This is a genomic window from Rubritalea sp. (assembly GCF_051252225.1).
Lineage (GTDB): Bacteria > Verrucomicrobiota > Verrucomicrobiia > Verrucomicrobiales > Akkermansiaceae > Rubritalea.
In genome coordinates this window covers 1-23,799 of sequence record NZ_JBPOGE010000011.1, presented here as the reverse complement: position 1 = coordinate 23,799, position 23,799 = coordinate 1, and the positions used below count along the sequence as shown (strand labels likewise).

Sequence of the window (23,799 nt, the reverse complement as noted above, 5' to 3'; positions counted from 1 at the left end):
GTGATTTAACGAACCACGCTGAGGCGGCCAAATAATCGACCATCGACAGCCCTGTCTTTACTGACTGTGACTGTGACGTCTTCAGCGCCTTCGACTCCGCTGGTAATACTGACTTCAGCAGCTTGTTCTCCTGTGATGTCGAGGTCATACCAGTCTTGTAAGTTGGAGCTGTATTGGAACACTTGCGACGTGTCATTCGCTGATTCAGCACGACGGGTGAATGTGAAAATGAAATGTTCACCCGAGGCGTCGAGTGTTGGTAGAATGTTTTTATCATCCACTAATGGGCTCCCGTTTAGAGTGAACTCAAGCAAACTAGTGATTCCGTCCTTATCCGCATCCTCGCTTGGCTCCACCTCCTCCATGCTCGGGTATCGGCTGGTCCAAGCTTCATAGCCTTCATAACTCTCATAGAGACCTGTCACCTCGGCGGCATTTAATGCCACATTGTAGAGCTGTACTTCATCGATCAGGCCATCGTAGCTGGAGGTCCCATCCGCACCGCTGCCGAGGCGCGCTGTGGTGATGCCGGCCATGCTGCGGTTGTGGTTGGTTCCGCTATGCCAGAGTGCTCCGTTGAGGTAGATTGCCATCTCTCCCGTTGTGGAATTTTTCGTAAATACCCAGTGATTCCAGCGTTCTTTGTATTCGGAGGGAATCGCGAGCTTATTGATCCGATCATAGTTTGATGTGCCGTTGTTGCCCGCATCCCAGATGAGTTCGGAAGTTGACCAGGGTAGATGGAGGTTGAGTACGCGGTAGCCGGACGCGTCTTCGGCGCCGAAGACTGTGTCGGCTCTCGGCTGGGTGGGATTCCCATAAAGCCACATGGCGAGTGTGATTTCGGTGTCGATGGAGGAGAAGGCTTGCGCTGGGAGGGTCACGCTGGAATCGCTGCCATTAAATTGCATCGCGCTGCCATTGACGCCCGTGACGAGGCTGGCATTTTCACCTGTGGCATCGAGTGAATTACCGGAGCTGTCGATGATGGTGCTAGCATTGCCTGAATCGAAATTCCACTCCGCCACGAGCCCTGGAATAGATAGATCATGGAGGTCTATAGACATCGATTGGATGGACTTTCCGCCGCCATCGTCATCTTGGCCGTAGAATGCAACGCGGTAGTTTTTTGAGAGGTCGAAACCTTCAGTAATCACGCCGGAAGCTTCTTCTATGCCATCGATTGAGTAACTCCAGACACCGTTAGGGCGGATGTCGATGGTGACTTCTGTCGAGATGTCGGTAGGGAATTGGACATTGGAGCCAGAGACATCGAGGGTGGTGCGGCTGGAGCCGTTGGTGAAATTGAGACCCCGGGCGGTGGTGTCCCCATTGGATGTGAGGTTGACTCCGAGGCTGTAGACGCTGGTGTCGACTTTGAAGGGGTTGAGGCCGGTGTAGGATGCAAGATCTGTATCGGTGCTGATGAAGCCGAAAGAGAAATTATGCGAAATGGCATTGCCGATGCTGCCAGTGGTGTAGTTGACTCTGAGCGTAAAGCCGCCATCGGATTGGAAACTCTCCGTGGAATAGAGGAGCGCACAGTAGTCAAAGTTTACCCTTTTGTTGTAGTAAACGTACTCAGCGGTCTCATCCTCAGTTTCTTCATAAGCCCAGTAGGCGTTACCATTGAGAGCATGCGATGTTAGATCAAAGAATTGGGTGTCGATTACGTCGATCTGAACGAGCGTGGAAACGGACTGTGAGCCATCGTTGAGGGCGAGTTGGAGGGTATTGATTCCAAGGTCAGTACTTCCTGGCGTTCCGCTCAATTGCCAAATGTCTGGCGCGACTTCTTCAAGCTCGAGCCATGAAGGCCCCGAGAGTTTGGTGAGTGTCAGTGTGTCGCCATCAAAGTCTGCAAAATCTATTCCGCGTTTGAGTACGATGGAGAACGGATTATACCGATAGGCAGTTGGCAGGATGAATGGGTCTGTAGCCCAAACGGGAGTTCCATTTTCTGGATTCACAATCGTGGAGGTCGAGGCATTGACCTGTAGCTCGATGTCTCGCGAGCGCGCGTCAATATTAACATCGCGAGCTCGGATAGTAAACTGATGCTGGGTCGGGGAATCTTCGTCCGGGAGCCCGCTCATGACCCACTGACCTGGCTGGTTTGGGTCTTCGCTGATGCTTAACCACGAGGGCGGATTGTTGAGAAACCAGACGGCATCGATCGCGTCACCTTCTGGGTCCCAGAAGTCGACTCCTTCGGTGAGAACGTGGTAGTAGGCTTCGCCAATGGTGGCTTCGGGTAAGATCGTGTGGACCTTGGCCCAGTTTGGTGCGCCTGGGTCTTGATATTGAGCGAGATAGTCGTCGAGCGCTTTGATGAGGTCATAAGCCCACGGTCTAAGGACGGTCTCTCCGCCAGAGACCATAGTGGAGCCACCCCAAGTCATCGAGCCGCCCGCTTGGAGCGCTTCGATGTTCCATTGTAAAAAGTCAGCTTCTTCCCACGCTTGATAGGGGCCACTAGACCATGAGGTAGTAGCGAGTTTTGAATGGAAATTCCCTACGATTTTGTCGTCCCATGTCCAAGCGCCGCCATCGTGGACGTAGCCATCGGTCTCGACCATGCGTAGGACATGGTTATAGTTTCGGCCGAATGCTCCATTATCCTTGCTGGCGTGATCGGTGTTTCCACCATAGGCATGGCCGAAGGTGAAGTCCTCAAAGCGAATCGCGTGGGCGAAGGGAAAGGAGTTATAGTTGACCGTGCTTCGAGCGTTATTGAAGGCGATAGGGATGTCTGAATTACCCGCGTGGACTGCATTAGCAAATGCCTGATAGAGACGTTGTTCTTCTACGAGTCCACTGGTGGCATTGTCGCCTACGCGCGGGATGTCGTCGGCTGAGTCAAAGATCCAGCGATCAATAAACTGGCCATAGCGGAGGGAGTAATCCTTCAGCACAAACTCGGCGTAGCAGAAGCAATAGCGACGGTTTGGATAGGTTTCTGAGCCGTCTTCGTTGTAGGCGACTTCGTATTGTTCTGTGGTGCGGTTCCAGACGCCCGTGTGAAAGGGTTGGCTGTGGATAAAGGCCTGAGCTACAGGATCGGTGTCACACCATTCTTTCCAGCGCTCGACGACGACTGTGTAGGCGTCAGCATTCGGCTCTGAGAAATTTTTACAATTCGAATACGCTTGGACTTGGAAGCCGGCGGCTCTGATTTCTAGGATTTCCTGCATCTGAGCATCGTCTTCCGGCGTGTCTAAACTGAGATCGCCCCAGAGCGGTACTACCAGATTAGTACGGTCGCCATTGTCATCGACATCTCCTTCCGAGAGGCTTTCAAGGAGCTTGTGCGGGACCGTGTGGAGCGCGGATTGTGATGCGCCGGAGTTGAAGCCAACTCCTACGAAATCCATGGTTTTAAATTCTTTGAGCTGCTCGATTCCCGACTCGCCACCCGCTGACCAGGTGCCTCTGAGGTCTGCGGCAATTTCGCCCAACTCTGGGGAGGATTCTAGGGTGATTGATTCGATCGCCTTGCCGCCACCATTGTCATCTTGGCCGAACACGACGACGTGATAGTTGGCATCGAGATCGAAGCCTTCGAGTAAGACACCAGACGCTTCATAGACGCCATCGATGCGGTAACACCAATAGCCGCCGATGCCGATTTCGAGCGTTACTTCAGCAGTCTGGTTGGCCTTAAACTGAGCGCGAGTTCCGGATTGGTCGAGGGTGGTGCGTGTGGCGGTGTCAGTGAAGTTGAGCCCCTGAGCGGTAGCGTCACCGTCAGCTGTTAGATTGACTCCAAGGCTGTAGACGCTGGTCTCATTTTTGAAGGGGTTGTTGCCGCTGTAGGTCGAAAGACTCGTGTCCGAGCGGACGAGTCCGAAGGAAAAGTTATGTGCTGCAGTGTCGCCGATCGAACCCGTGTTGTAAGTGAAGCTGAGCCTAAATCCAGTGTCGGACTGAAAGGCGTTTTCTGAATAAAGGATCGCTCTGCGGGTGTAGCTGGTGCCGCTGTTGATAAAGGTGGCAGCGCCGTCGTCCGTCCAAGAATGGCCTTGGATGGTGCGATTGGCTGCGCCACCTCCGGTGCCCGCGTTGGTGGCGAGACCGTCATTGTCGAAGCTGTCTTGGTAGAGCTCCTTAGCCTCGGATCCCGCTAGGAATAGAGCTGAAGTGAGTAAAGCGGTGAAAAGTTCCTTCATTTAATCGATTGTGAAAATTCTTAAATGGGGAGAATTATTTGTGCTGCTGAAAAGTTATTTCGAGAGGGTGTGTGGCAAGTGATTACTCGAATTATTCTTTGGTGGCTTTAAGCCGCCAGAAGAGCTTTCCATTCTCCTCGGAATCGGTGCTGAGCAAAATAGAGACATCTTCAGTGTCATCGACAGCTGAGCCGATGGATACCTCAGACCCGATGTCTCCACTGAGCTTGATTTCCTGCCAATCGACGAGGTTCGTGCTGTATTCGAAGAGTTGTGTGGTGTCCTGAGTTGAACTTGCGCGGCGGGTGAGGGTGAGAGTGAGGGTGTCACCATCTTGAACCATCGTTGGTAGGCAATCCCAGTCATCTACTGTGGGGTCTAGGTTGAGGACGTATTCGAGAATAGTGGGGAGGCAGTCGCCATCTTGATCAGCTTCTGAACTGGAGTCTTCGAGGTCCCCGTGCTGGTTCAGCCAAGTATGGTAGCCAGTGTAGGAGTCGTATAGAGTGCTCACTTCTGCGGCGGTCAGGGCAGTGTTATAGAGTAAGATGTCGTCGAGAGCTCCATTATAGAAAGCTCCAGAAGCACTCGAGCCGATAAATGCCTCAGTGCTGCCAGCCATCGGCTTAGTCATGCCTGTTCCGCTGTGCCAGAGTGCCCCATTGAGATAAATGGCCATTTCTCCGGTGATTGCATTTTTAGTAAATACCCAGTGGTTCCAGCGTTCTTTGAATTCGGAAGGGATCGCCACTTTAGAGATGCGGTCGTAATCGGTGTCACCATCGTTACCTGCATCCCAGAAGACTTTAGAATTACTCCATGGAACGTGGATGTTGAGAACTCGGTTTCCGTCACTATTAATGGCGTGAAATACTGTTCCCGCTATTGGTTGCTCGGCAGCTCCATTGACCCACATGGCGACCGTAATTTCGTTGTTTACTTGATCGAAGGCTTCGATGGGCGGCGTGATTCCAGTATCGGCTCCATTGAAATTTATCGCATCATTTTGCACTCCGGAGGCGTTAGCTCCGTTAACTAGGGTGGCGTGGAAAGCATTGCCAGAAATGTCGCTGACAAGGGCTGCAGAGCCGTCATCTAGTGGCCAATGCGCGACGAGGCCAGAAAGTGGAAGTAACTCTAGCTCGAGAGACTGAATTGTTTTTACGCCTCCGTTGTCATCCTGACCATAGATCGCGACCCGGTAATGTTTATCGAGATCAAAGCCATCAGGGATAACTCCAGTCGCCTCGACGGTGCCATCGATGGAATAGCTCCAATACCCATCAGGGCCAACCTCCAGCACGACAGGAGTCGAAGCTTCCTTGACGAATTGCACATTGGTGCCTGCAGAATCGAGTGTGGTGAGGGTCGCTCCATCGGTGAAATTAACTCCGCGCGCTGCGACTCCGTTGTTGGTGGTGATATTGATTCCTAGGCTGTAGACGCTGGTGTCGGCTGCAAAAGGATTGAAGCCCGTGTAGCTCGAGAGATCGGTTTCATCGCTGATCAAGCCAATGGAGAAATTATGACCTTCATTATTGCCGATGATGTTTGTGGTGTAATAGGCCGTTAGCTTGAAACCACCCTTCGACTGATAGGTCTGGGTGGAATAGGTGATCGCTCTGTTGTCAGATGTGGTTCCGTTATTGTCGTAACTGAGTTCGAGCCCATCGTCTGCCCATGTTGCCCCGCCATTGATTGAGTGGCTGACTGTTGGTAAGATGGGTGACTCGGCTACGGTGAGCTCGACGGTTCTTGTAGACTCCTCAATTCCGTTGCTGATGAGTAATTCAAAGGAATGTTCGGTCTCGACAGTTTCAGTCGGTGTGCCGCTGATCTCCCAGACTCCCGTGCTGGACTCTCCCGCAGATAGCCAAGCGGGAGCATTGACTAGTGTTAGGCTGGTAATCGTTCCACCGTCGGGATCCCAAAAATCAAAACCGTCAGTGAGAGTGTGGCTGTAGGCGACCTCGCTGGTGGCGTCAGGTAATGGGGTGTCAGCACGTCTCCAGTTGGGTGTGTCGGGATATTGGTTTTCACTTAAATGCGCATCCGCTAGCTCCAGCTGGGTCAGTGCATAATCTCTGAGTGTGAGGTTGTAGCCCGGGTTGATGAGATTGACGTACCAGAGCGCGGTGCCCCAGGCGATAGAGCCGCCGTCGGTGACTCCCACACTGGTCCACTCGACGAATTGCTCATCGGTCAGGCAGGGATTCGCGCCCGCATTCCATGAGGTCGTGCTTTGTTTTGGGAAGAAATGGCCAACCACGTTGTCGTTCCAGTCTCTGCTATCCGTGGTTTCAAAAGGAAGCCCATTGTGCGTACTCATGTACTCGCAGATTCCAAAATTTCTGGTGTAGAGGCTTTCGGTTTCGACCATGTCACCAGCTCCTCCAAAGGGGTGGCCGAAGGTGTAATCGTCAAAAAGACAGGGTGTGGCAAAGGGCTTGGCGGCGGTTCCGACGCTGTTATTAAATGCGATGGCTGCGTTCGGGTTTCCTGCATGGCAGGCGTCTGCGAAGGCTTCGTAAATCCTCTGATCTTCCAGAATGCCTGTTCCCGCGTCATCGCCGCAGGTTTCCATGATGTTGTCGGCTGAGTCAAAGAGCCAGGCGTCAATCAGGTCGCCGTAGCGGACGGCATAGACTTTAAGAATAAACTCCGCATAGCAGAACATGTACTTGCGGTCCTCGTGATCGCCTTCTTCTAGGTAAGGGTGGTTGGTGATGAATGCCTGAGTCTCCGCATTGGTGTCGCAATATTCTTTCCAGCGTGCCGAGAATTCAGGGAAACCATCTGGGATGGAATCCGGATTGCGAGCCATGAGGTTGTAGGAATTGACATAGACTTGCGTTTTTAGCCCAGCTTCATCGAGGGCTTCGAGCCAGCTGAGAAAGGGATCGGGCTCGGAGGCGCGCGGAACTACGAGGTTGATTGGCGTGCCATTGTCATCGGTGTCGCCTTGCCACAGGCTTTCGATAATTGGGTGTGGTGCGGAGTGTGCTGGTGAATAAATGCTAGGACAGCCGAGACCGAGCTGGACGAAGTCGATCGTCTTTAAGTGCGCGATTTGCTCGATGAATGGCTCGATGGTGACGCCTTCGATCCTGCCACTATACGTTTTTTCAGGAAGCCAGAGAGCTCCCCACGAGCCTCTTAGCCAATCCGCGCGGAGACCTAACTCCGGGCTCGCTTGAGCATGGGCGTTATTCAATTGGGCGACGGCGCATAGCGCAGCCATACCAACACTAGACAAGTGGCGGGCTAATTTCATCTGATTCGTGTCTTTAGATTGAGTGGTCTAAATGAGATGAGGGGACTAACCGAAGCTATTGAAGATCAAAGGTGAGTCAATAAGATACTAATCGGGGGAATGTGATGCCTTGTTGCCTCCGAATCCCTAGGGCGGTCGTTGTCGATCCCGTCATGTTCAGTCATTTGGGTTCTTAAACGCCCGCCACAGGAGGGCAAAAAAAGAGCGCACCGATTTCTCGATGAGCCCTAGGGTGAAAGTTGTTTTCAACTAGCCTGTAGTCGACTTGGAATTGTAGCGAACTACCGTTTATTGGGGTCCTGCTTTCCGCGATTAAAGTCTTTTTCTTCTAGAGGGATATTGCGGTCAAAGAGGGTAGGGTAGGTTTGGTAGCGGCTACCTACGATCGCTTCTTTTTCCCAGATGCTGAGCTGAGAGTCATATTTCTTGCGCATGGTGTTGAGCAAGGATGCGGCTTCTGGATTTTTGGCCAAGTTATTCATCTCTTGTGGGTCTTTACCCAAGTGGAAGAGCTCTTCTGTTGGTTCCATTTTATCATTGCCGTACCACCAGTAGGTGTATTTCACGTCCTTGGTGAGTACGGTTAAGCTCTTTGTTGCATCTGGGCCAAAGACATTGATGAATGATAATTGCTCACGTAAATCCTTATTTGGCTCTTCTAGGAGCGGAACTAGGCTCACACCGTCCATATTTTCTGGTATCGTAGCTCCAGCGAGCTCCAGCATGGTGGGGGCGAAGTCGATATTTCCTGTAAGGGCGGAGCTGCGGATCTTTTTACCTGCGCTCGGGCTGCGTGGATCAAAAATCATCAATGGCGCGCGCGCCGCTTCTTCGAGTGGGAGAACCTTAGAGCCGTAGCCGTGTGACCCACAGAGGAAACCATTGTCACTGGTGTAGATGACTACGGTGTTGTCGGCGACTCCTTGCTTTTCAAGTTCTTCACGGATCATGCCGAGGGCAACATCGATGGCGTAAATCTGTTGGTAGTAGGTCGCCATGACTTTGTCGTAATTTTTATCATAACCCCATTCTGTAAAGCGGGCATACTGGCGGCCTTGTTTACTCTGCTCGGAGAGGTGGGTGCCATTTTCACGACCGTAGTTGGCTGGCTTGGTAAACTTTTTGCCCGCATAGATGTGATCAAACTGAGGGTCAGGAGTGGTTGGTCTGTGTGGGGCCTTAAAGCTGATGGAGAGGCAAAATGGCTTATCTTGCTTCACCGCATCGCGAATGAAGTCTTGGCCAAAAGCACCGTAGGAAACTGTGGAATGCGGATACTCCTTGGCGTATTTAGCCATAGATTTGTTCTTCTTAGTCTCATAGTTCGTCTGAACGGGACCTCCACCCCAGCTGTCAAAAAACTGACTTCCATCAAATCCTAGACCTGTGATCTCAATGCCGAATTTCCCAGCAAAGGCGGTCGCATAACCGGCTTCGCGAAGTAAGACAGGGTAGGACTTTGACCAGACTTCTTGTGACATGTGGCCATGTCCGAAATTCGTCCCCGTCTTGTATTCATACATTCCTGTAAAGACATTGCCTCGGCTCGCCATGCAGATCGCCGTTGTATTGTAATGGCGGTCAAAGACGATGCCGTCCTCGCCGAGTTTGTCCATATTAGGAGTCTGGACTTCGGTGTTTCCATAGATGCCTACGGAGCCGAAGTTCTGATCATCGGCCATGAGGTAGACGATGTTAGGACGGCTAGGATCGGAATCCTTTGCCATTGTGGTAGCCGCAGCTAAGAGCAGGCCTCCGATTACAGTGAGTGTGATGGTTTTCATTATTGTAGAGAATGTTTGTAGAGAGTGACGTGAGTCCAGCATTTTAAAAGCTGGATCGTGAGAAAAATGCTGAGCTGAGCATGCTTCGTGAATGCGTTCGTTTCAATTACTTTGGCTGGAGGGGCGAGTCGTCCAAGCTGCCGGCTGGGCGACTGTGGTTTTTTAGGCTTTGGGTATAGCCTTCAAAAAGTCCTTGGAGGTTTTGCACAATCTCGGGGTGTTGCGCTGCGAGGTTCTTTTTCTCTCCGATGTCCTCACTGAGGTCGTAGAGCCCGTTTTTGCGGCCAAGAATCAATTTCCATTTTCCACTACGTACCGCCTTGCCGCCGTGAGTGTAAAAGAAAGCTTTATAGGGAGATTGCACTTCTTGGGGGGATTCGAGCAGAGGGAGAATGTCATGTCCATCAATCACGCGGTCTTGAGGAGGCTGGGTTCCCGCTAGGTTCGCAAAGGTAGGGAGTAGATCCATGGCGGTGGCGATCTCGCTTGTTACGGAGCCAGCGGGGATGCGGCCTTTCCACTGCATGATCGCTGGGACGCGATGCCCACCTTCGTGGACGCCACCTTTTTTTCCACGAAGTGGACCAGTAGAGCCTGTCATGGGGCCATTGTCAGAAGTGAATACGATGAGGGTGTTTTCTTCGATGCCGAGCTCAGCAAGTTTCTTTAGAATGACTCCGGTGCTCCAGTCGATTTCTTCGACTGCTGCGGGGTAGAGGAAGTCACGTGATTTCTTGTCCTCGCCGGGTTTGATCTGACTGAGCTGCTCTTTGGTAAAGCGCTTGGTAAATTCTGGTGACGCATGGCATGCGCGGTGCGGCATGCTGTGGGAAAGAAACAGAAAGAAAGGCTGCTCTTTATTTTTTTCGATAAATGCGAGCGATTCTTCGGTGTAGCGCTGGGTGATGTAATCCTGATCTGGGTTTAGTTCAAGGACCTCACCATTGCGGAGGAGGGGTAAGTCGACGAACCTCGGTGGCACCATGTCATTGCTGTAGGGGAGTCCGAAGTAGGCGTCGAATCCCTGGTTGTTCGGCATGAAGCTAGGGTCATCGCCTAAGTGCCATTTTCCCACCATTCCTGTGGCGTATCCTTGGCTTTTTAACAGTTCGGCAATGGTGATTTCAGAGGGGTTGAGGCCTTTAGTTTTTCCCGTATGCTTGTCTTTCGAGTCAGGGAATAAGACATTGTCTAAGTTAACGCGTGGTGGATAACTTCCCGTCATGAGTGCCGCACGAGCTGGCGTACACGAGGCGCTGCCGGAATAGAAGTCCAAGAACTTGAGGCCCTCGGCTGCCATTTTATCAATATTGGGAGAATGGATAGTCTTCGACCCCATACAGCTCAGGTCGCCGTATCCTAAGTCATCAGTGTATATGATAATGAAGTTCGGTTTCTCGTGACTAGGTTGGGGGGATTGCTGTTCAGCCGCGCTGCTCACAGCCATTTGACCTGAGAAGAGCGAGCTTAGTGCGAGGAGCTTAGTGATAGGAGAAAGTTTGATCATACGCGATGGAGATTGAGCAAATAGGGTAACGTGCTCGTAGCGGGTAATCTATCACGCTGATACAAAACCTCAGATCGTAAATTTAGCCGATCTGGAGCTATCAAGTCACTCGTCCCATTGACTCAGCCCAAAGCTCCGGTCTTGATCAGTTTAATTAGTGGTGATTGTTCTGCGGAGGTTTTAGGTCAAAGAAAAAGGCCCGCCGATTTCTCGACGAGCCCTTACACAATGAAAATTTGAGGTACTACTTTTTGAGCGGTGGTGGCATTTTAGCATCCACGGAGTCTCTCCACTTGTGGAGTTTGGCACGCAGGCGCTCTGCGAGTTCTGGATTTTGAGCCAGAAGGTTCGTTTTCTCCATCGGGTCGTCTTTTAGATTGAAGAGTGCGTCAGGCATGGTGCCGAAGCCTTCATAGAGTTTCCAGTCACCATTGAGGATGACGCTGCCCATGAAGAGTTTTACGTCTGGGCGATTGTGTGGGTAGTGCCAGAAGAGACTGTCGCGCTCGAGCTTGTCCGAGCCCTGGTAGAGTGGCATTAGGTCTAAACCTTCCAGCTGGGTGATTTCTTCAGTCGAACCGCCAGCGGCGTGGACGAAGGTTGGGAAGAAGTCCATGGTGTTGACTGGCGTGTCTGTGCTGGAGCCTGGCTGAATCACTCCTGGCCAGCTAACGACCATTGGCACACGGAGGCCGCCTTCGTAGAGTGAGCCTTTCTTATCACGGATAGTTTTAGATGCTTTCCAGCCGCCATTGTCGGAATAGAACACGATCATCGTATTGTCAGTGACACCAGCAGCGTCGAGTGCGTCGAGAACCTTACCAATAGCGATGTCCATGCTTTCGATCATGGCCGCGTACTTGTCTCCACCATTCTTCTTCACCAAGTCATTAGGTGCCTTGATCGGAGTGTGAACTTGGTAAGGCCAGAAAGTTAAATGGAGGGGCTTGTCCTTGTTTTTCTGGATGAAACTTACGGCTTCATCGCCAAGGCGGTCGGTGAGGTATTCACCTTTCTCCCGATTGGTGATGGTGGCGTTACGGTAGGGATCGAACCATGATGGTGGTTGACCATAGGCGCAGCCACCGATGTTACTGTCGAAGCCGAAGTGCTGAGGGTGATAGCGTTCGTCAACGATGCCATTTTTGGACTTGATCGAACCTTCACCAGCCAAGTGCCATTTTCCGATGAATGCGGTTGCATAGCCCAGCTTCTTCAATTCGCGGGCATAGCTTGGCAATTCGAGAGGGAGTTGCTTGAGCGATTCGGCATCGCGCGGGCCGCCCTTCGGAGCCTTGCGCTCATTTCCAGCTTTCCCTGGAATGTGAGTGGTGAGAGTGATTTGAGCCGGGGACATGCCGGTGATGCACGCCGCACGGGTCGGTGAACAAACGGAAGCTGCGGCATAAGCCTTATTGAATACCATCCCATTTTTAGCGATGCGTTCGAGGTTTGGCGTGTTGAGCTTTGGATTGGAATTATCGTAGTCGACCCAGCCAGGACCTAAGTCATCAGCCATGATGAAAACGATATTTGGCTTTTGAGCTTCAGCGCTCAATTGGGGCACAAGTAGGCTGCCGAGCGATACGCTTACGGCCATTAACTTGAAACTGTGTTTAAGATTCATCATTGTTGGTAAGATTGGGGAAATTTGGCGCGTCTGAATTAGATTTCACACACATGAGGTCATGTACGCGGTTACTTGCCTTGTTTCTTTCCTCTTTTTACAGAGTTCTTCGCTGGTCGGTATTCAGCGAGGAGGGCTTTCATTTGCTCTACGACTTCAGGGTATTCGTTGTAGAGGTTCTTGGTCTGGCTGAGGTCGGATTCGAGATCGTAGAGCTGAGCTGGAGGCGCGTCCTTTTTGATTTTGCCGTTCTCGATATCGCTATTGACGCTGCCCACGTGGGACACAGCAGGAGCTCCGCCAGCTGCGTGGTCGCCGGGCTTGCCTTTAAATCCACCACTTCCTTGCGCAGGAATGTAGATCCATTTCCCTTTACGAATAGAGACGTGCGTGGGCTTATTCGGGCTGAGTACCAAAGTTTCACGCAATGCTTCTGTTGGCTCACCAGTGAGCGCGGGCAAGACATTGACACTGTCCGCGAGCTGAGTCGCATCCAGCTTCTGATCGGTGACTGCGGCAAAAGTAGCGAGCATGTCGACACCGCTGATTAGTTGATTTGAAACTGTGTCTGCTGGGATATGATTAGGCCATTTAGCGATGAAAGGAACGCGATGGCCGCCTTCCCAGACCCCAAACTTGAACCCGAGTAGGTCTGCGTTGATCCTGTGACCATCATCGTAAGCATCTTGCCCGCCATGATTAAACATCCCGCCGTTGTCACTCGTGACAATAATGAGTGTGTTTTCAGCGAGTCCGTTGTCTTCTAGGCATTTCACAAGCTGACCGACCATCCAGTCGAATTCATGGATGAAATCGCCATAGAGTCCGGCTTGGCTAGAGCCTTTGAACTCAGGTGCTGGGGTGAATGGGTGATGGATATTCGTCGTTGGGAAATAGAGGAAAAATGGGTTCTCCTTGTTTTCGCCAATCCACGTTACAGCTTTTTCGGTGAGCAGCTTGCCGGTTTTTTCGTCATCGTAGAGAGCATGGGCAGCTTTCGCACCACCGACTTTATTTTCTGTTTTTTTGCCCGCTTCATGTGGGTAAGTGGTGGTTTTTGAAAATGGTGCTTTGAAGGTGATTGGGTCGTTCGCGTCATAAGCGACAACCATGTCATTCTCAACATAGACATAGGGATAGCCGCTGTTTACTTTCGGCACGCCGAAGTAGTAATCGAAGCCGAGATCCTGTGGACCCGGGCGCAGCGGCTTGTTCCAGTCGGTCTTGCCCTTACCGAAGCCCAAATGCCATTTGCCGATCGCAGCAGTCGCGTAGCCTTGGTTTTTGAAAAGTTGGCCGAGAGTCAGCTTGTTGGTTTCGATGAGAAGCTCTTGGAAATGGCCACAAGGTCCCCAGAGACCTTTGCCCCCATTGGCGCGAAATGGGTATTCACCGGTTAGTATGCCATAGCGGGATGGCGTGCAGACAGAGGAGGCGGAGTGTGCGTCAGTAAACTTACGGCCTTCTACCGCGAGCTTGTCGATGTTTGGAGTTTGCACTTTGGTAGCCCCATAGCAACTGACATCGCCATAGCCGAGGTCGTCAGCGAAGATAAGAACGACGTTAGGTTTTTGCTCTGCCGCGCAGAGGCTGGCTGCAGCCAAGAAGGTCAGGGTGATAGATCTTGTTAGATTGTTCATGAAATTTTGAGTGTGTTTATTGATCCGGGTCCGGAGCCTTGTTTGTTGAAATCGCCTTCTTCAGCTGCTGTGGGTTTTCCACAAATGCCGCAGGACGGCTGTTCTGAGCTAAGTCTTGTTCGAAGGCAGCTGCATAGCCACGAAGCTTTTCAGCGACCTCCGGGTGCTGCGCTACGACGTTTTTTTTCTCTGCAATGTCTTCTTCCAAATTGAAGAGCGAGGGGGCAGGAACTCTATGCTTTCCAGCTTTGCTTTTGACGTGAAGCTTCCACTTGCCTGATCTCACTGCCATGAGGTTATTGGAAATATGGTAAAAAAGTACCTCGTGCGGGCTTTCCGCATTGGTGGTGAGGACTGGCCAGATGTCTTTCCCGTCTATGACGCGGTCGCTCGGGATTTGCGCACCAGCGAGCTTGGCAAAGGTCGGCAGCAAATCCATGGCGGAGAGCATCTCGTGGTTCTCCTGGCCCGCTGGGATGTGACCAGGCCAGCGAATGATCGCTGGAACCCTAGGGCCGCCTTCTAAAGAGCTCCCTTTTTTTCCGCTGAGAGGACCGGCGGAGCCGGTTCCAGGGCCGTTGTCCGAGGTGAAAATGACGATGGTGTTTTCGTCCAAGCCATTTTCTTTCAGCGTGTCTAAGATCTTCCCAACTGACCAATCGATTTCGCTGATCGCGTAGGGGAAAAGTAGATTGCGTGTTTTGTAATCGATCTTTCCGCTGCTCTTTTCCTTTGCGAGTTTCGCTTTGATGGGAGCGGGGACGTCCTTCATGAACTCGGGTGAGACATGGATGGGGACGTGAGGGATCGGGTGGGGGAGATAGAGAAAGAAGGGCTGGTCTTTATTCTCTTCGATGAATTTGACAGCGCGCTCGGTGAAGCGCTTGGTCAGGTAATCTGCGTCGGGGTCCACTTCAATGACATCCTCACCTTCTAACAATGGAAGTGGTGGGAATTTGAAGAACTTCTGTTTGAGGTGATAGGGATGGATGTCGTGGCTGTAGGGGATACCGAAAAATTCATCGAAGCCCTGGCGCGTGGGTAGGAACTCAGGCTGGTCACCCAAGTGCCACTTGCCGAACATGCCTGTGCGATAGCCAGCGTCCTTGAGGACTTCTGCGATAGTGATTTCCTCTGGGTTTAGCCCCTTGGGGTCGCCTGCTAAAATGACGCCGAAATCTTTGCCGCCAGTCCCCATGTCGATGCGGCGTGGGTAAGAGCCAGTCATCAGCGCAGCGCGCGAAGGCGTGCAGACGGCTGCAGCCATGTAAAAGTCAGTCAATCTAGCCCCTTCAGCAGCCATTTGGTCAATCCGGGGCGTGCTGACATTTTTTCCTCCATAGCAACTCAGGTCACCATAACCTTGATCGTCGGTGAGGATGATCACGATGTTGGGTTTTTTCGCTACCGCCAGAGAATTTAAGCCGCTGAGAATTGCCAGGCTGAGGCATCCCTTGAGAATAGTGTGAGGTAATTTCATCATCAGTTATCGACTAGCGTCAAAGCTCATCTCTGACCGCTATCCCCGATATTTTACGGAGAAATCGATAGATTGTGTCAGTTCATTATCCACATGAACATACAGCATTTCAACGCACACAGAATCAGTTACGGCTATTTTAGTGTATTTCATGGAGTTCTACCTTAATGCTCGGTCTCGGATGCTTTCGGCCATCCTGGACGTTGGTCAGAGCCAGGCTTACCCACTTCGCCAAGTTCCGTGCGGGTTCTCTCAGCTTGTTGGATGAGTGTGGCGACTACTTCTGGGTTCTGTGCTGCGACATTGTGCATCTCGCCGATATCAGCATCGAGATCGACCAAAAAGGGTTGATCGAGAGTGAGGAAACGACGGCCTTTTCCTGCAGCAGCCCAATACGGTTGATCTTTTTCTGTGCGCGGGAGATGTAATTTCCACTTTCCTTTGCGTACTGCCTGTAGGTTGTGCGCATTGTAGTAATAGAGGAATTCGTGTGGCGACTCTTCCGTTTCACCGAGCAAAATGTCCTGAATGTTTTTGCCATCAATTTTTCGGTCGTTGGGCAATTCTACTCCAGCTAGATCAGCGATGAGCGGGAAGATGTCCATGCTGCTGAGAGTCGTCTCCGAGACTTGGCCAGCTGGGATTTTGCCTTTCCAACGGAAGATACTAGGAACCCGGTGACCACCTTCCATGGTGGTGTATTTACAGCCAGCGAGTGGTGTGTCAAATCTGTCGGCAGTAGGGCCATTGTCCGCTAGGAAGATCACTAGGGTGTTTTTCTCAAGGTCATTCTTACGCAGAGCTTCTAACACCTGACCGACACTGTCATCGAGCTCTGTCACGAAATCGGCCTGCTTGCCAAGTTTCGTGCGGCCTTTGAACGCTTTACTGGGGAGCACAGGCGAGTGCGCGATCTGGTGCGACATGTAGATGAAAAAGGGCTGATCTTTTGGCTGCTCTTCGATGAACTTGACGACCTCTCGATTGTAACTCTCGGTAAGTTTTTGGAACGGAACCTTCTTCTCTTCTGCTTCGTGATCACGAAGCAGCCAGGTGCTGTTGTTATGGAACTTTCCACCATAGTTGTGGGGTTGTCCGTAATAGCTATCAAATCCAGCGTCGAGAGGGTGCGATCCTTCAATATCAAAACCTAGGTGCCATTTGCCTACGGCAAATGTGCGGTAACCAGCAGGCTTCAGGAGCTCTGCGATGGTGATTTCATCCGGGTGTAATCCATAAAAACCTCCCGCTTTCTTGTAGTAGTTAGAACGGTAAATTGGGTGGCCATTGCGCATGGGATGGCGGCCGGTGAGTAAAGCTGAGCGCGACGGACTGCAGACATTCGCGGGGACGATCATGTCAGTGGAGCGGAAACCCTCCGCCGCCAGCTGGTCGAGTGCTGGAGTTTTGTAGGGAGCACCATAACAGCTCAGCTCCGCGTAGCCGAGATCGTCCGCGAGGATCAGGATGATGTTCGGCTTAGCCGTTTGCGACGTAGCGGTAACGGGTTTCGACGATTCTTGTGCATTGCTCACGGAGAAGGTAGCCATGAGCAGAGCACTAGTGATGAGGATGAGTTTATACATAAAACTTAGTTTGATTTCCGCTTAGTATTTGGAGTTTTGTATTGCTTCAGAGCCGTCTCCATTTGTTGGACCACTTCTGGGTTTTCGGCGTAGAGATTCTTTGTCTGATTCACATCTGCTTCCAAATCATAGAGCTGGCCGCGCGGGGCATTCTTTTTGATCTTTCCGTTCACGATGTCGCTATTGGGGGTGTCCACCAGTTTCGTGGCGGCGATGTTCCCACTGAATCCACCATCACCCTTGGCAGGGATATACATCCACTTTCCTTTACGCAGTGCAGTATGGGTAGGTTTATTCGGCGTTACAATCATCTCGGTACGCAGCGGGTTGTCTGGAGTTCCTGTGAGTGCTGGAAGCATGTTGATACTGTCTAGTTGCTCTTCTTCACTAAGCTCGTGACCGGCAACTGCAGCAAAGGTAGCCTTCAGATCGACATTGCTCATCAATGCATCTGACACGGTTCCCGCCTCAATATGTTCTGGCCACCAGGCAATGAATGGCACGCGTTGGCCACCTTCCCAGACGCCAAATTTAGAACCTAATAAATCCCCATTGATCTTGTGCCCAAGCTTAGCTGCTGCGGTGCCGCCGGTGTTGAACATTCCACCATTATCACTGGTGACAATAATAAGCGTGTTATCATCCTCTCCTATGGCTTCGAGGCATTTTCTCACTTCGCCGACCATCCAGTCGAGTTCATGTGCAAAATCACCATATAGGCCAGCCTGGCTGGTTCCTTGGAACCTTTTCGCAGGAGTAAAGGGGTGGTGTACTTGGGTGGTTGCAAAGTAGACGAAAAATGGTTTCCCGTTACGGCTGCTCATCCAGTCAACTGCTTTCTCAGTGAGCTTAGTGCCGACTTCGTAGTCATCAAATAGATCGTGGGCTTTCTTTTGCCCTTTGTAATAGTTCGGAGTGCGGTGCCCTGCTGCTTTAGGCATCGGGCTCAGCGGGTGCGAGCCTTTACCACTTCTGCCGACATCCACGATTGGGTCATTAGGGTCGCTACCATAAAAGTGGTCATTCTCAACATAGGCGTAGGGCGGCGCACTATTCACGACTGGCATACCAAAGTAGTAGTCGAAACCAAGGTCCTGCGGTCCTGGGCGCAGCGGCTCCTGCCAGTCATTTGTTCCTTCTTTGAAGCCCAAGTGCCATTTGCCAAATGCCGCTGTGTCATAGCCTTGGCGCTTCATCACATCCGCAATAGTCAGGGCTTCGGTATCGATAATCAATGGGGTTTCGAGCCCGGTTGGCTTCCAGACTCCTTTACCACCGTGGGCGCGGAATGGATACTGGCCAGTCACAAGCCCATAGCGTGATGGCGTGCAGACCGCAGATGAAGAATGTGCATCGGTAAATCTCTTACCTTCGGCTGCTAGCCTATCGATGTTTGGCGTCTGAATTTTTGTGGCACCATAACAGCTGAGGTCACCGTAGCCTAAGTCATCGGCGAAAATGAGAACGACATTCGGTTGTGTTTCTGCTGCATGGAGATGCGCAGCGAAACTAGAGCAAGCAAGTGCTAGGAGCAATGCTACTCTAGTGTAGATCAAATGGATTCGTGCCTTCATCGTATACTATTTATACAGACTCGATTGAATGTACAGGACATCACTTTTACTTTTAGGAGGCTTTCTTTGTTAACTACCTTGGATTTGATGTCCAGATGCAAGGGCTTGAGTACAAAAAAGGCTCATCGATTACTCGATGAGCCTTTTCAATAAATAGAGAGTGTGTCGCTTAGAACATAAAGTTCAAGCCGATCAAGAGACCCGCTTGGTCGACATCGTAGATAAATCCATCGGTGTCGTAGTCGGTAGAGAAATAACGGTAACCTAGCTCAGCATTGATGTTTGGTGTGAAATTATATCCTACGGTGGCTTCAAGGTCCAAAGTGAAATCAGAGCTGACACCGAACCCGCCAATGTCGCCTTCTCCTGTAAGAAACCACTTGTCGTTGAGGTTCCAGTGACCGCGGAGACCTATAATAGGGTCTGCCCAGTCTTTATCGGCAGTAGTGGATAGATCCCTTCTTGCATCCACGTCAATATCGAGTTGGAGGTTGTTGTAGCGCACTCCTGCATAGGCATCGACAAAGTAGGTGGGAGTTTCAGAGAAACGGTAAAGTGCCTTAAATGTGCCGAGGAACTGCTTGAATCCAAGGTCGACATTAGCACGCTCAGGACCATTGGTATGGCCTGAGTTTCCGAGGTTGGCGTAGAAGCCTTCGGCGAGAAAACCCCAGCGTTCGTGACGTGCTTCTACTTGCAGGGCCGCTGCCATTTTAAGGACATCTGCGATGTCGGCGAAGCCGGCATCAACATCGGTGGTGAATCGTTCTGGTCCAGTAACTCCATTGATTCCTGTGAGCCAGCCGTAGGGTTCGACTCTGAACTCCCAAGGGCTGACTTCTGGTGCGACGATGATAAGCTCAACAGCTGGAGTGCCGGCACTTGCGACAAACGGAGCGAGGCAGATGGCAGCTGGGATAAGGCGTGCGATGGTGGCTGGTTTCATACAACGAAGTTAGATAGGTGATTTAGTTTGAGTTTTCAAGAAGGATTCGGCGGACTGCTTTAATGCCTAGTTAGCATTACGGCTGGAGGTGATAGGGAAAGCTGTTTGAATCGTTTAAATAAAATATATACCTGCGACCGTACTAGCTTTTTTTACATTAGTTCTTGTAGTTGAAGCCTTCTGCTCTGTGGATAATAAAACGTGTGGCGGTTTTATTATCGGGGTGGCTTCATCTGTGCATTCACTTCAGTGAGTTTCTTGGCGAGTGACTGCACTTTTTCTGGGTGGCTTTTAGCCAGGTTTTCCTTCTCTCCCTTGTCTGTCGCGAGATTGAAGAGCTCGATCTTTTTCTTTCCTTTGACGTATTTCCAATCGCCTACGCGGATCGCGTTTTTGGAGCGATACAGGTGGTAGTCGTGCTGCGGAGCATTCTCAAACTCCCCCTTTAGAATGGAGCTCACATCTAAGCCATCGATAGCTCGATCAGAAGGAAGCTCTGCTCCTGCGAGCGCTGCGATAGTTGGAAACATGTCTAAGGTAGATGTCTGAATGTTGCACACTTTTCCAGCGGGTACCGTTCCTGGCTTCCAAGCAATACAGGGCACTCTGTTGCCTCCTTCGTAGTCCGTCATTTTTCCGGCTCGGAATGGTCCAGCATTCCCCGCGTCCTTTTTCTTTGAAAGCCATGGGCCATTGTCAGAGGTGAAAACTACAAGGGTGTTTTCGGCGAGCCCTCTTTCTTTTAAAAATGTAAGAAGCTGTCCTACTGACCAATCGATTTCTTGGATGACATCACCAAAGAGCCCGTGTTCACTTTTACCTTTGAATTGCTCAGAGGCATAAAGCGGAATGTGTGGCATGGCATGCGCGAAATAGAGGAAGAAGGGGCCGTTTTCGTTCTCACGGATAAAGGCTAGCGCCTCTTCCGTGTAGCGTCGCGTGAGCTGAGCCTGATCGACTGGCCATTCGATCACCTCGGTTCCTTGCATGAGAGGGACTCGATTTCTGGAACTCTTATTTGCCAGTTTCGAGTCGAGGTAGTCTTTACGCGTGAGATCTTCACGGAAGACCGCATTGTCGGCGAGAGGGGTCTTAGGATCATGCCACATGTCGTTGCTGTAGGGGATTCCGAAAAAGTAATCGAAGCCTTGCGATGTGGGTAAGTACTCCGGCTGATGACCGAGGTGCCATTTGCCGACCAGTGCCGTTTGATAGCCTTCGGTTTTGAGCATTTCGGCGATGGTGATTTCGGAAGGAGGCATGCCATCTTTACTATCGGGGAAATAGACCTTTCCATTATGCCCCCAGCGTTTGGCGTAGCGACCAGTCAGAAGTCCAGCGCGCGATGGAGTGCAAATGGAACTCGATGTAGAGAAGTCCGTGAAACGCATTCCTTCCTTAGCCATCTGGTCAAGGTGGGGTGTCTCATAGCCTTCGGCTCCATAGCAACCGAGATCACCATATCCTAGATCATCGGTGTAAATGATAATCACATTGGGCTTCTGAGCTTCAGCGGTGCTGGCAAGGTTAGCCATCACGCTCGTGATTCCAAGTAGTGTGAGGGAGGAAAGGAGTCTGCGTGGCTTTTGCATGAGTGTGGTTTCTAACGAATGAAAAGAGTCTATTCTACTGGTATCCAGTTGTAAGCTAGGTTCTTCCATTTGAGGGACTCCTCTAATTTACCAGAGAGAATAGTGAGTCCAACACAGCTTAGCCTTTATCGTTCGGATTGACTAGGCCGTGGGGGCGCTGGTCGGAGCCTGTGACATTGACGTCGCCGATTTCTTTGCGGGCACTTTCCGCAGCCTTGTTGAGTTTCTCTGTGATCTCTGGATTTTCAGCAATCACGTTCTTTTTCTCGGCAACATCCTTTTCTAAATCAAAGAGGTGTGGCTCTTTGAGAGTGGTGAAAAGCTTCTTCTTATTTCCGCCGGCTTTCTTAGCCCAGTAAGGTTGATCCTCTACTGTGCGGGGGAAATGGAGTTTCCAGTTTTCGTTCCGCACTGCTTGTAGGTTGAGACCATTGTAATAATAGAAATACTTGTGTGGGCTTTTCTGGTTTTTTCCTGTGAGTAGATCGAAGATGTTTTTGCCATCGAGCTTGAGGCCGGCGGGGAGTGGTGCGCCGGCTAGGTCACTAAAAAGGGGAAGTAAATCCATGCTGGTGATCATGGCATCTGAAACCTTGCCTGCAGGAATCTTGCCTGGCCAAGTGAAGATTGCAGGTACGCGCTGGCCGCCTTCCATGGTGACATACTTACCGCCGCTTAGGGGCTTGGCTGACCCGTCTTTTGCTGGGCCGTTGTCCGCGAGGAAAATGATCAAAGTATTGTCAGCAATACCGGCTTCGTTCACCGCATTGACGACCTTTCCTACGCTGTCGTCGAGCTCCAGAATGAAGTCGCCATACTTGCCGCCTTTTTTACCAGCGGAGCCTTTGAAGGGTTTACTCGGTTCGATAGGGGAATGTGAAATGTGGTGGGCAAAGTAGATGAAGAAGGGTTCTTCATGCTTACCTTTGATGAAGTTTACGACTTCTTCGTTGTAGAGCTTGGTGACTTCAGTGAAAGGAATGTTTTCCTGCAATTTATCGTGATTGTGATAGATTGCCCGTTCATCTGGTCTGTTTTTATCTGTGCTGTAATTGCTATGCAGACCTAGGTAGTCATCGAAACCAGCATCGAGCGGGTGCGAGCCTTCCACGTGAAAGCCGAGATGCCATTTGCCTACCATTTTAGTGTAATAACCAGCGGACTTGAGTTGTTCAGCCATCGTCACTTCTTCAGGGGCAATACCGTATTTGGCATATTTCTCAGTAGGGTGTCTCGAAATTGGGTGGCCAGCGCGCATAGGGTAACGGCCAGTCATCAAGGCTGCCCGCGATGGACCACAGACACTGGCTCCGACAAGGCAATCAGTCGAACGCAGACCTTCTGCCGCGAGCTTATCGATTGCTGGAGTCTTCACAGGTGAACCGTAGCAACCTAGATCTCCGTAGCCGAGATCATCGGCAAAGATGAGGATGATGTTAGGTTTAGGAGCAGCCTGAGCTGTAAGCATCAAGCTTAGGCTCACGAGAAGGGATTTGATCTTATTCATGATGCTTATTTCTGAGTGTGCTGGTGGCGACTACTAGTCACTAGTGTTGATCTGATAGGAGTCACTGAGAAACTCAAGCATTCTGGCTATTTCCTCATTATTGAGGGGGCGTTCATAGATAAGGAAGCGCGTGATCTCACCGTGGAAAGATTCCAAACCGGGGTGGTTGGTGGCATCGCGTTCTTGGCCGATTGCCATCATTGATGGGTTGGCGTCGAGATTGACGGGGACTGGCTTGCTGTCGACTAGTTCAGCGGAATTAATGAAGAGGTCTAGATTGGCGGTTTCAGTTCCCGCACCCATGCGGCCTATAACGATGTAGTATTGGTTTTCAGTGAGTGGTTTGTCGGAGACGACGAGGGGATTGAGTTTGTCATCCCACAGGCCAGGTGTTCCGCGGCCACTCGGGTGGAGAGCCGCCTTGCCTTTTTTCTGCCCCTTTTTGGGCGTGGCAATTCCGTTGCGGGTTCCCATCCAGACGATGTTGTCATCCATGAGGTTGCCCCAGAATCCATCATAGGGATTGCCATTGCGCAGGTTGCCGAAGAAGGAGTTTACATCCTTTTTCCCTTTGTTCTGCTTATGGGCGGACATGACAGAGACCCATGTGTAGCCGCTTCCTGTGACCATGTGGTCAAAGGCGTCTTCGTCCATGTTGAGCAGTTCTTGCTCTTCAAAGATGAGAGTGCTGTTTCCTCCTATTTCAGCGACATTTTTTTTGAGAGTAGGGCGACCAGATCCTGGCTGCTTGCGTCCCTCGTCTCTTTTGACAAAGACATCAGCAGGATTCCCAGTGACTTGGTTGTGCCATGCCTTTACTCGATTGCCTTCTTCGATATCGACTTCGGCGTTTGCATTGAGGTCGAGATAGAGACCCGTGGTGACTGGTAGATCAGGAGTTTCTTCTGCAGCCATTGAGCTGGAGCTAGTGAACAGAGCTATACTGGGGAATATCCAGAAAGTGAGAGGGTGTTTTTTCATGATAAGTGGTTATACCAAACTTAGTTACAAAAGAGACAAATGTGATTTTAATTAGGCTTGGGGAATAGCGCGTTGCGGAAGAAGTGAAGGCTGGGCGCTATCCTGTTGAATCTGCGTTATTCCTCAGTCACG

At 51.1% G+C, this 23,799-nt stretch carries 13 protein-coding genes; all 13 read right to left on the bottom strand.

The features are described from left to right. Nucleotides 1-5: 5 nt before the first annotated feature. The 13 genes from ACSHX2_RS10955 to ACSHX2_RS10895 all read right to left on the bottom strand — a co-directional run bounded on the left by ACSHX2_RS10955 (nt 6) and on the right by ACSHX2_RS10895 (nt 23,667). Nucleotides 6-4,169, bottom strand: coding sequence for a LamG-like jellyroll fold domain-containing protein (locus ACSHX2_RS10955; RefSeq protein ID WP_435692989.1), 4,164 nt, complete (start codon nt 4,167-4,169; stop codon nt 6-8). A gap of 91 nt (nt 4,170-4,260) precedes the next feature. Continuing rightward, complete coding sequence (locus tag ACSHX2_RS10950; RefSeq protein WP_435692988.1) at nt 4,261-7,443, bottom strand: LamG domain-containing protein; 3,183 nt, start codon at nt 7,441-7,443, stop codon at nt 4,261-4,263. A 281-nt stretch (nt 7,444-7,724) separates the two neighbouring features. Continuing rightward, entirely contained in the window at nt 7,725-9,170 is a 1,446-nt protein-coding gene (locus ACSHX2_RS10945) for a sulfatase family protein (RefSeq protein WP_435693032.1), read from the bottom strand. Nucleotides 9,171-9,333: 163 nt separating this feature from the next. Beyond that, nucleotides 9,334-10,734 carry a sulfatase family protein gene (locus ACSHX2_RS10940; RefSeq protein WP_435692987.1) on the bottom strand — a complete coding sequence of 467 codons (1,401 nt, stop codon included), beginning with the start codon at nt 10,732-10,734 and terminating at the stop codon, nt 9,334-9,336. 244 nt (nt 10,735-10,978) lie between these two features. Next, nucleotides 10,979-12,364 (bottom strand): sulfatase, encoded by a 1,386-nt coding sequence (locus ACSHX2_RS10935; RefSeq protein WP_435692986.1) that lies wholly within the window; start codon nt 12,362-12,364, stop codon nt 10,979-10,981. Between the two features lie 68 nt (nt 12,365-12,432). Beyond that, nucleotides 12,433-14,001 (bottom strand): sulfatase family protein, encoded by a 1,569-nt coding sequence (locus tag ACSHX2_RS10930; protein ID WP_435692985.1) that lies wholly within the window; start codon nt 13,999-14,001, stop codon nt 12,433-12,435. Nucleotides 14,002-14,017: 16 nt separating this feature from the next. Then, complete coding sequence (locus ACSHX2_RS10925; RefSeq protein WP_435692984.1) at nt 14,018-15,484, bottom strand: sulfatase family protein; 1,467 nt, start codon at nt 15,482-15,484, stop codon at nt 14,018-14,020. A 161-nt stretch (nt 15,485-15,645) separates the two neighbouring features. Next, nucleotides 15,646-17,067, bottom strand: a complete 1,422-nt coding sequence (locus tag ACSHX2_RS10920) for a sulfatase family protein (protein WP_435692983.1) — start codon at nt 17,065-17,067, stop codon at nt 15,646-15,648. 5 nt (nt 17,068-17,072) lie between these two features. After that, nucleotides 17,073-18,641 (bottom strand): sulfatase family protein, encoded by a 1,569-nt coding sequence (locus ACSHX2_RS10915; protein ID WP_435692982.1) that lies wholly within the window; start codon nt 18,639-18,641, stop codon nt 17,073-17,075. Nucleotides 18,642-18,810: 169 nt separating this feature from the next. Next, nucleotides 18,811-19,587 carry an outer membrane protein gene (locus ACSHX2_RS10910; RefSeq protein ID WP_435692981.1) on the bottom strand — a complete coding sequence of 259 codons (777 nt, stop codon included), beginning with the start codon at nt 19,585-19,587 and terminating at the stop codon, nt 18,811-18,813. A gap of 215 nt (nt 19,588-19,802) precedes the next feature. Then, nucleotides 19,803-21,179 (bottom strand): sulfatase family protein, encoded by a 1,377-nt coding sequence (locus ACSHX2_RS10905; RefSeq protein WP_435692980.1) that lies wholly within the window; start codon nt 21,177-21,179, stop codon nt 19,803-19,805. Between the two features lie 118 nt (nt 21,180-21,297). Then, complete coding sequence (locus ACSHX2_RS10900; protein WP_435692979.1) at nt 21,298-22,686, bottom strand: sulfatase-like hydrolase/transferase; 1,389 nt, start codon at nt 22,684-22,686, stop codon at nt 21,298-21,300. A 33-nt stretch (nt 22,687-22,719) separates the two neighbouring features. Then, nucleotides 22,720-23,667, bottom strand: a complete 948-nt coding sequence (locus tag ACSHX2_RS10895; protein ID WP_435692978.1) for a hypothetical protein — start codon at nt 23,665-23,667, stop codon at nt 22,720-22,722. Nucleotides 23,668-23,799: the final 132 nt, after the last annotated feature.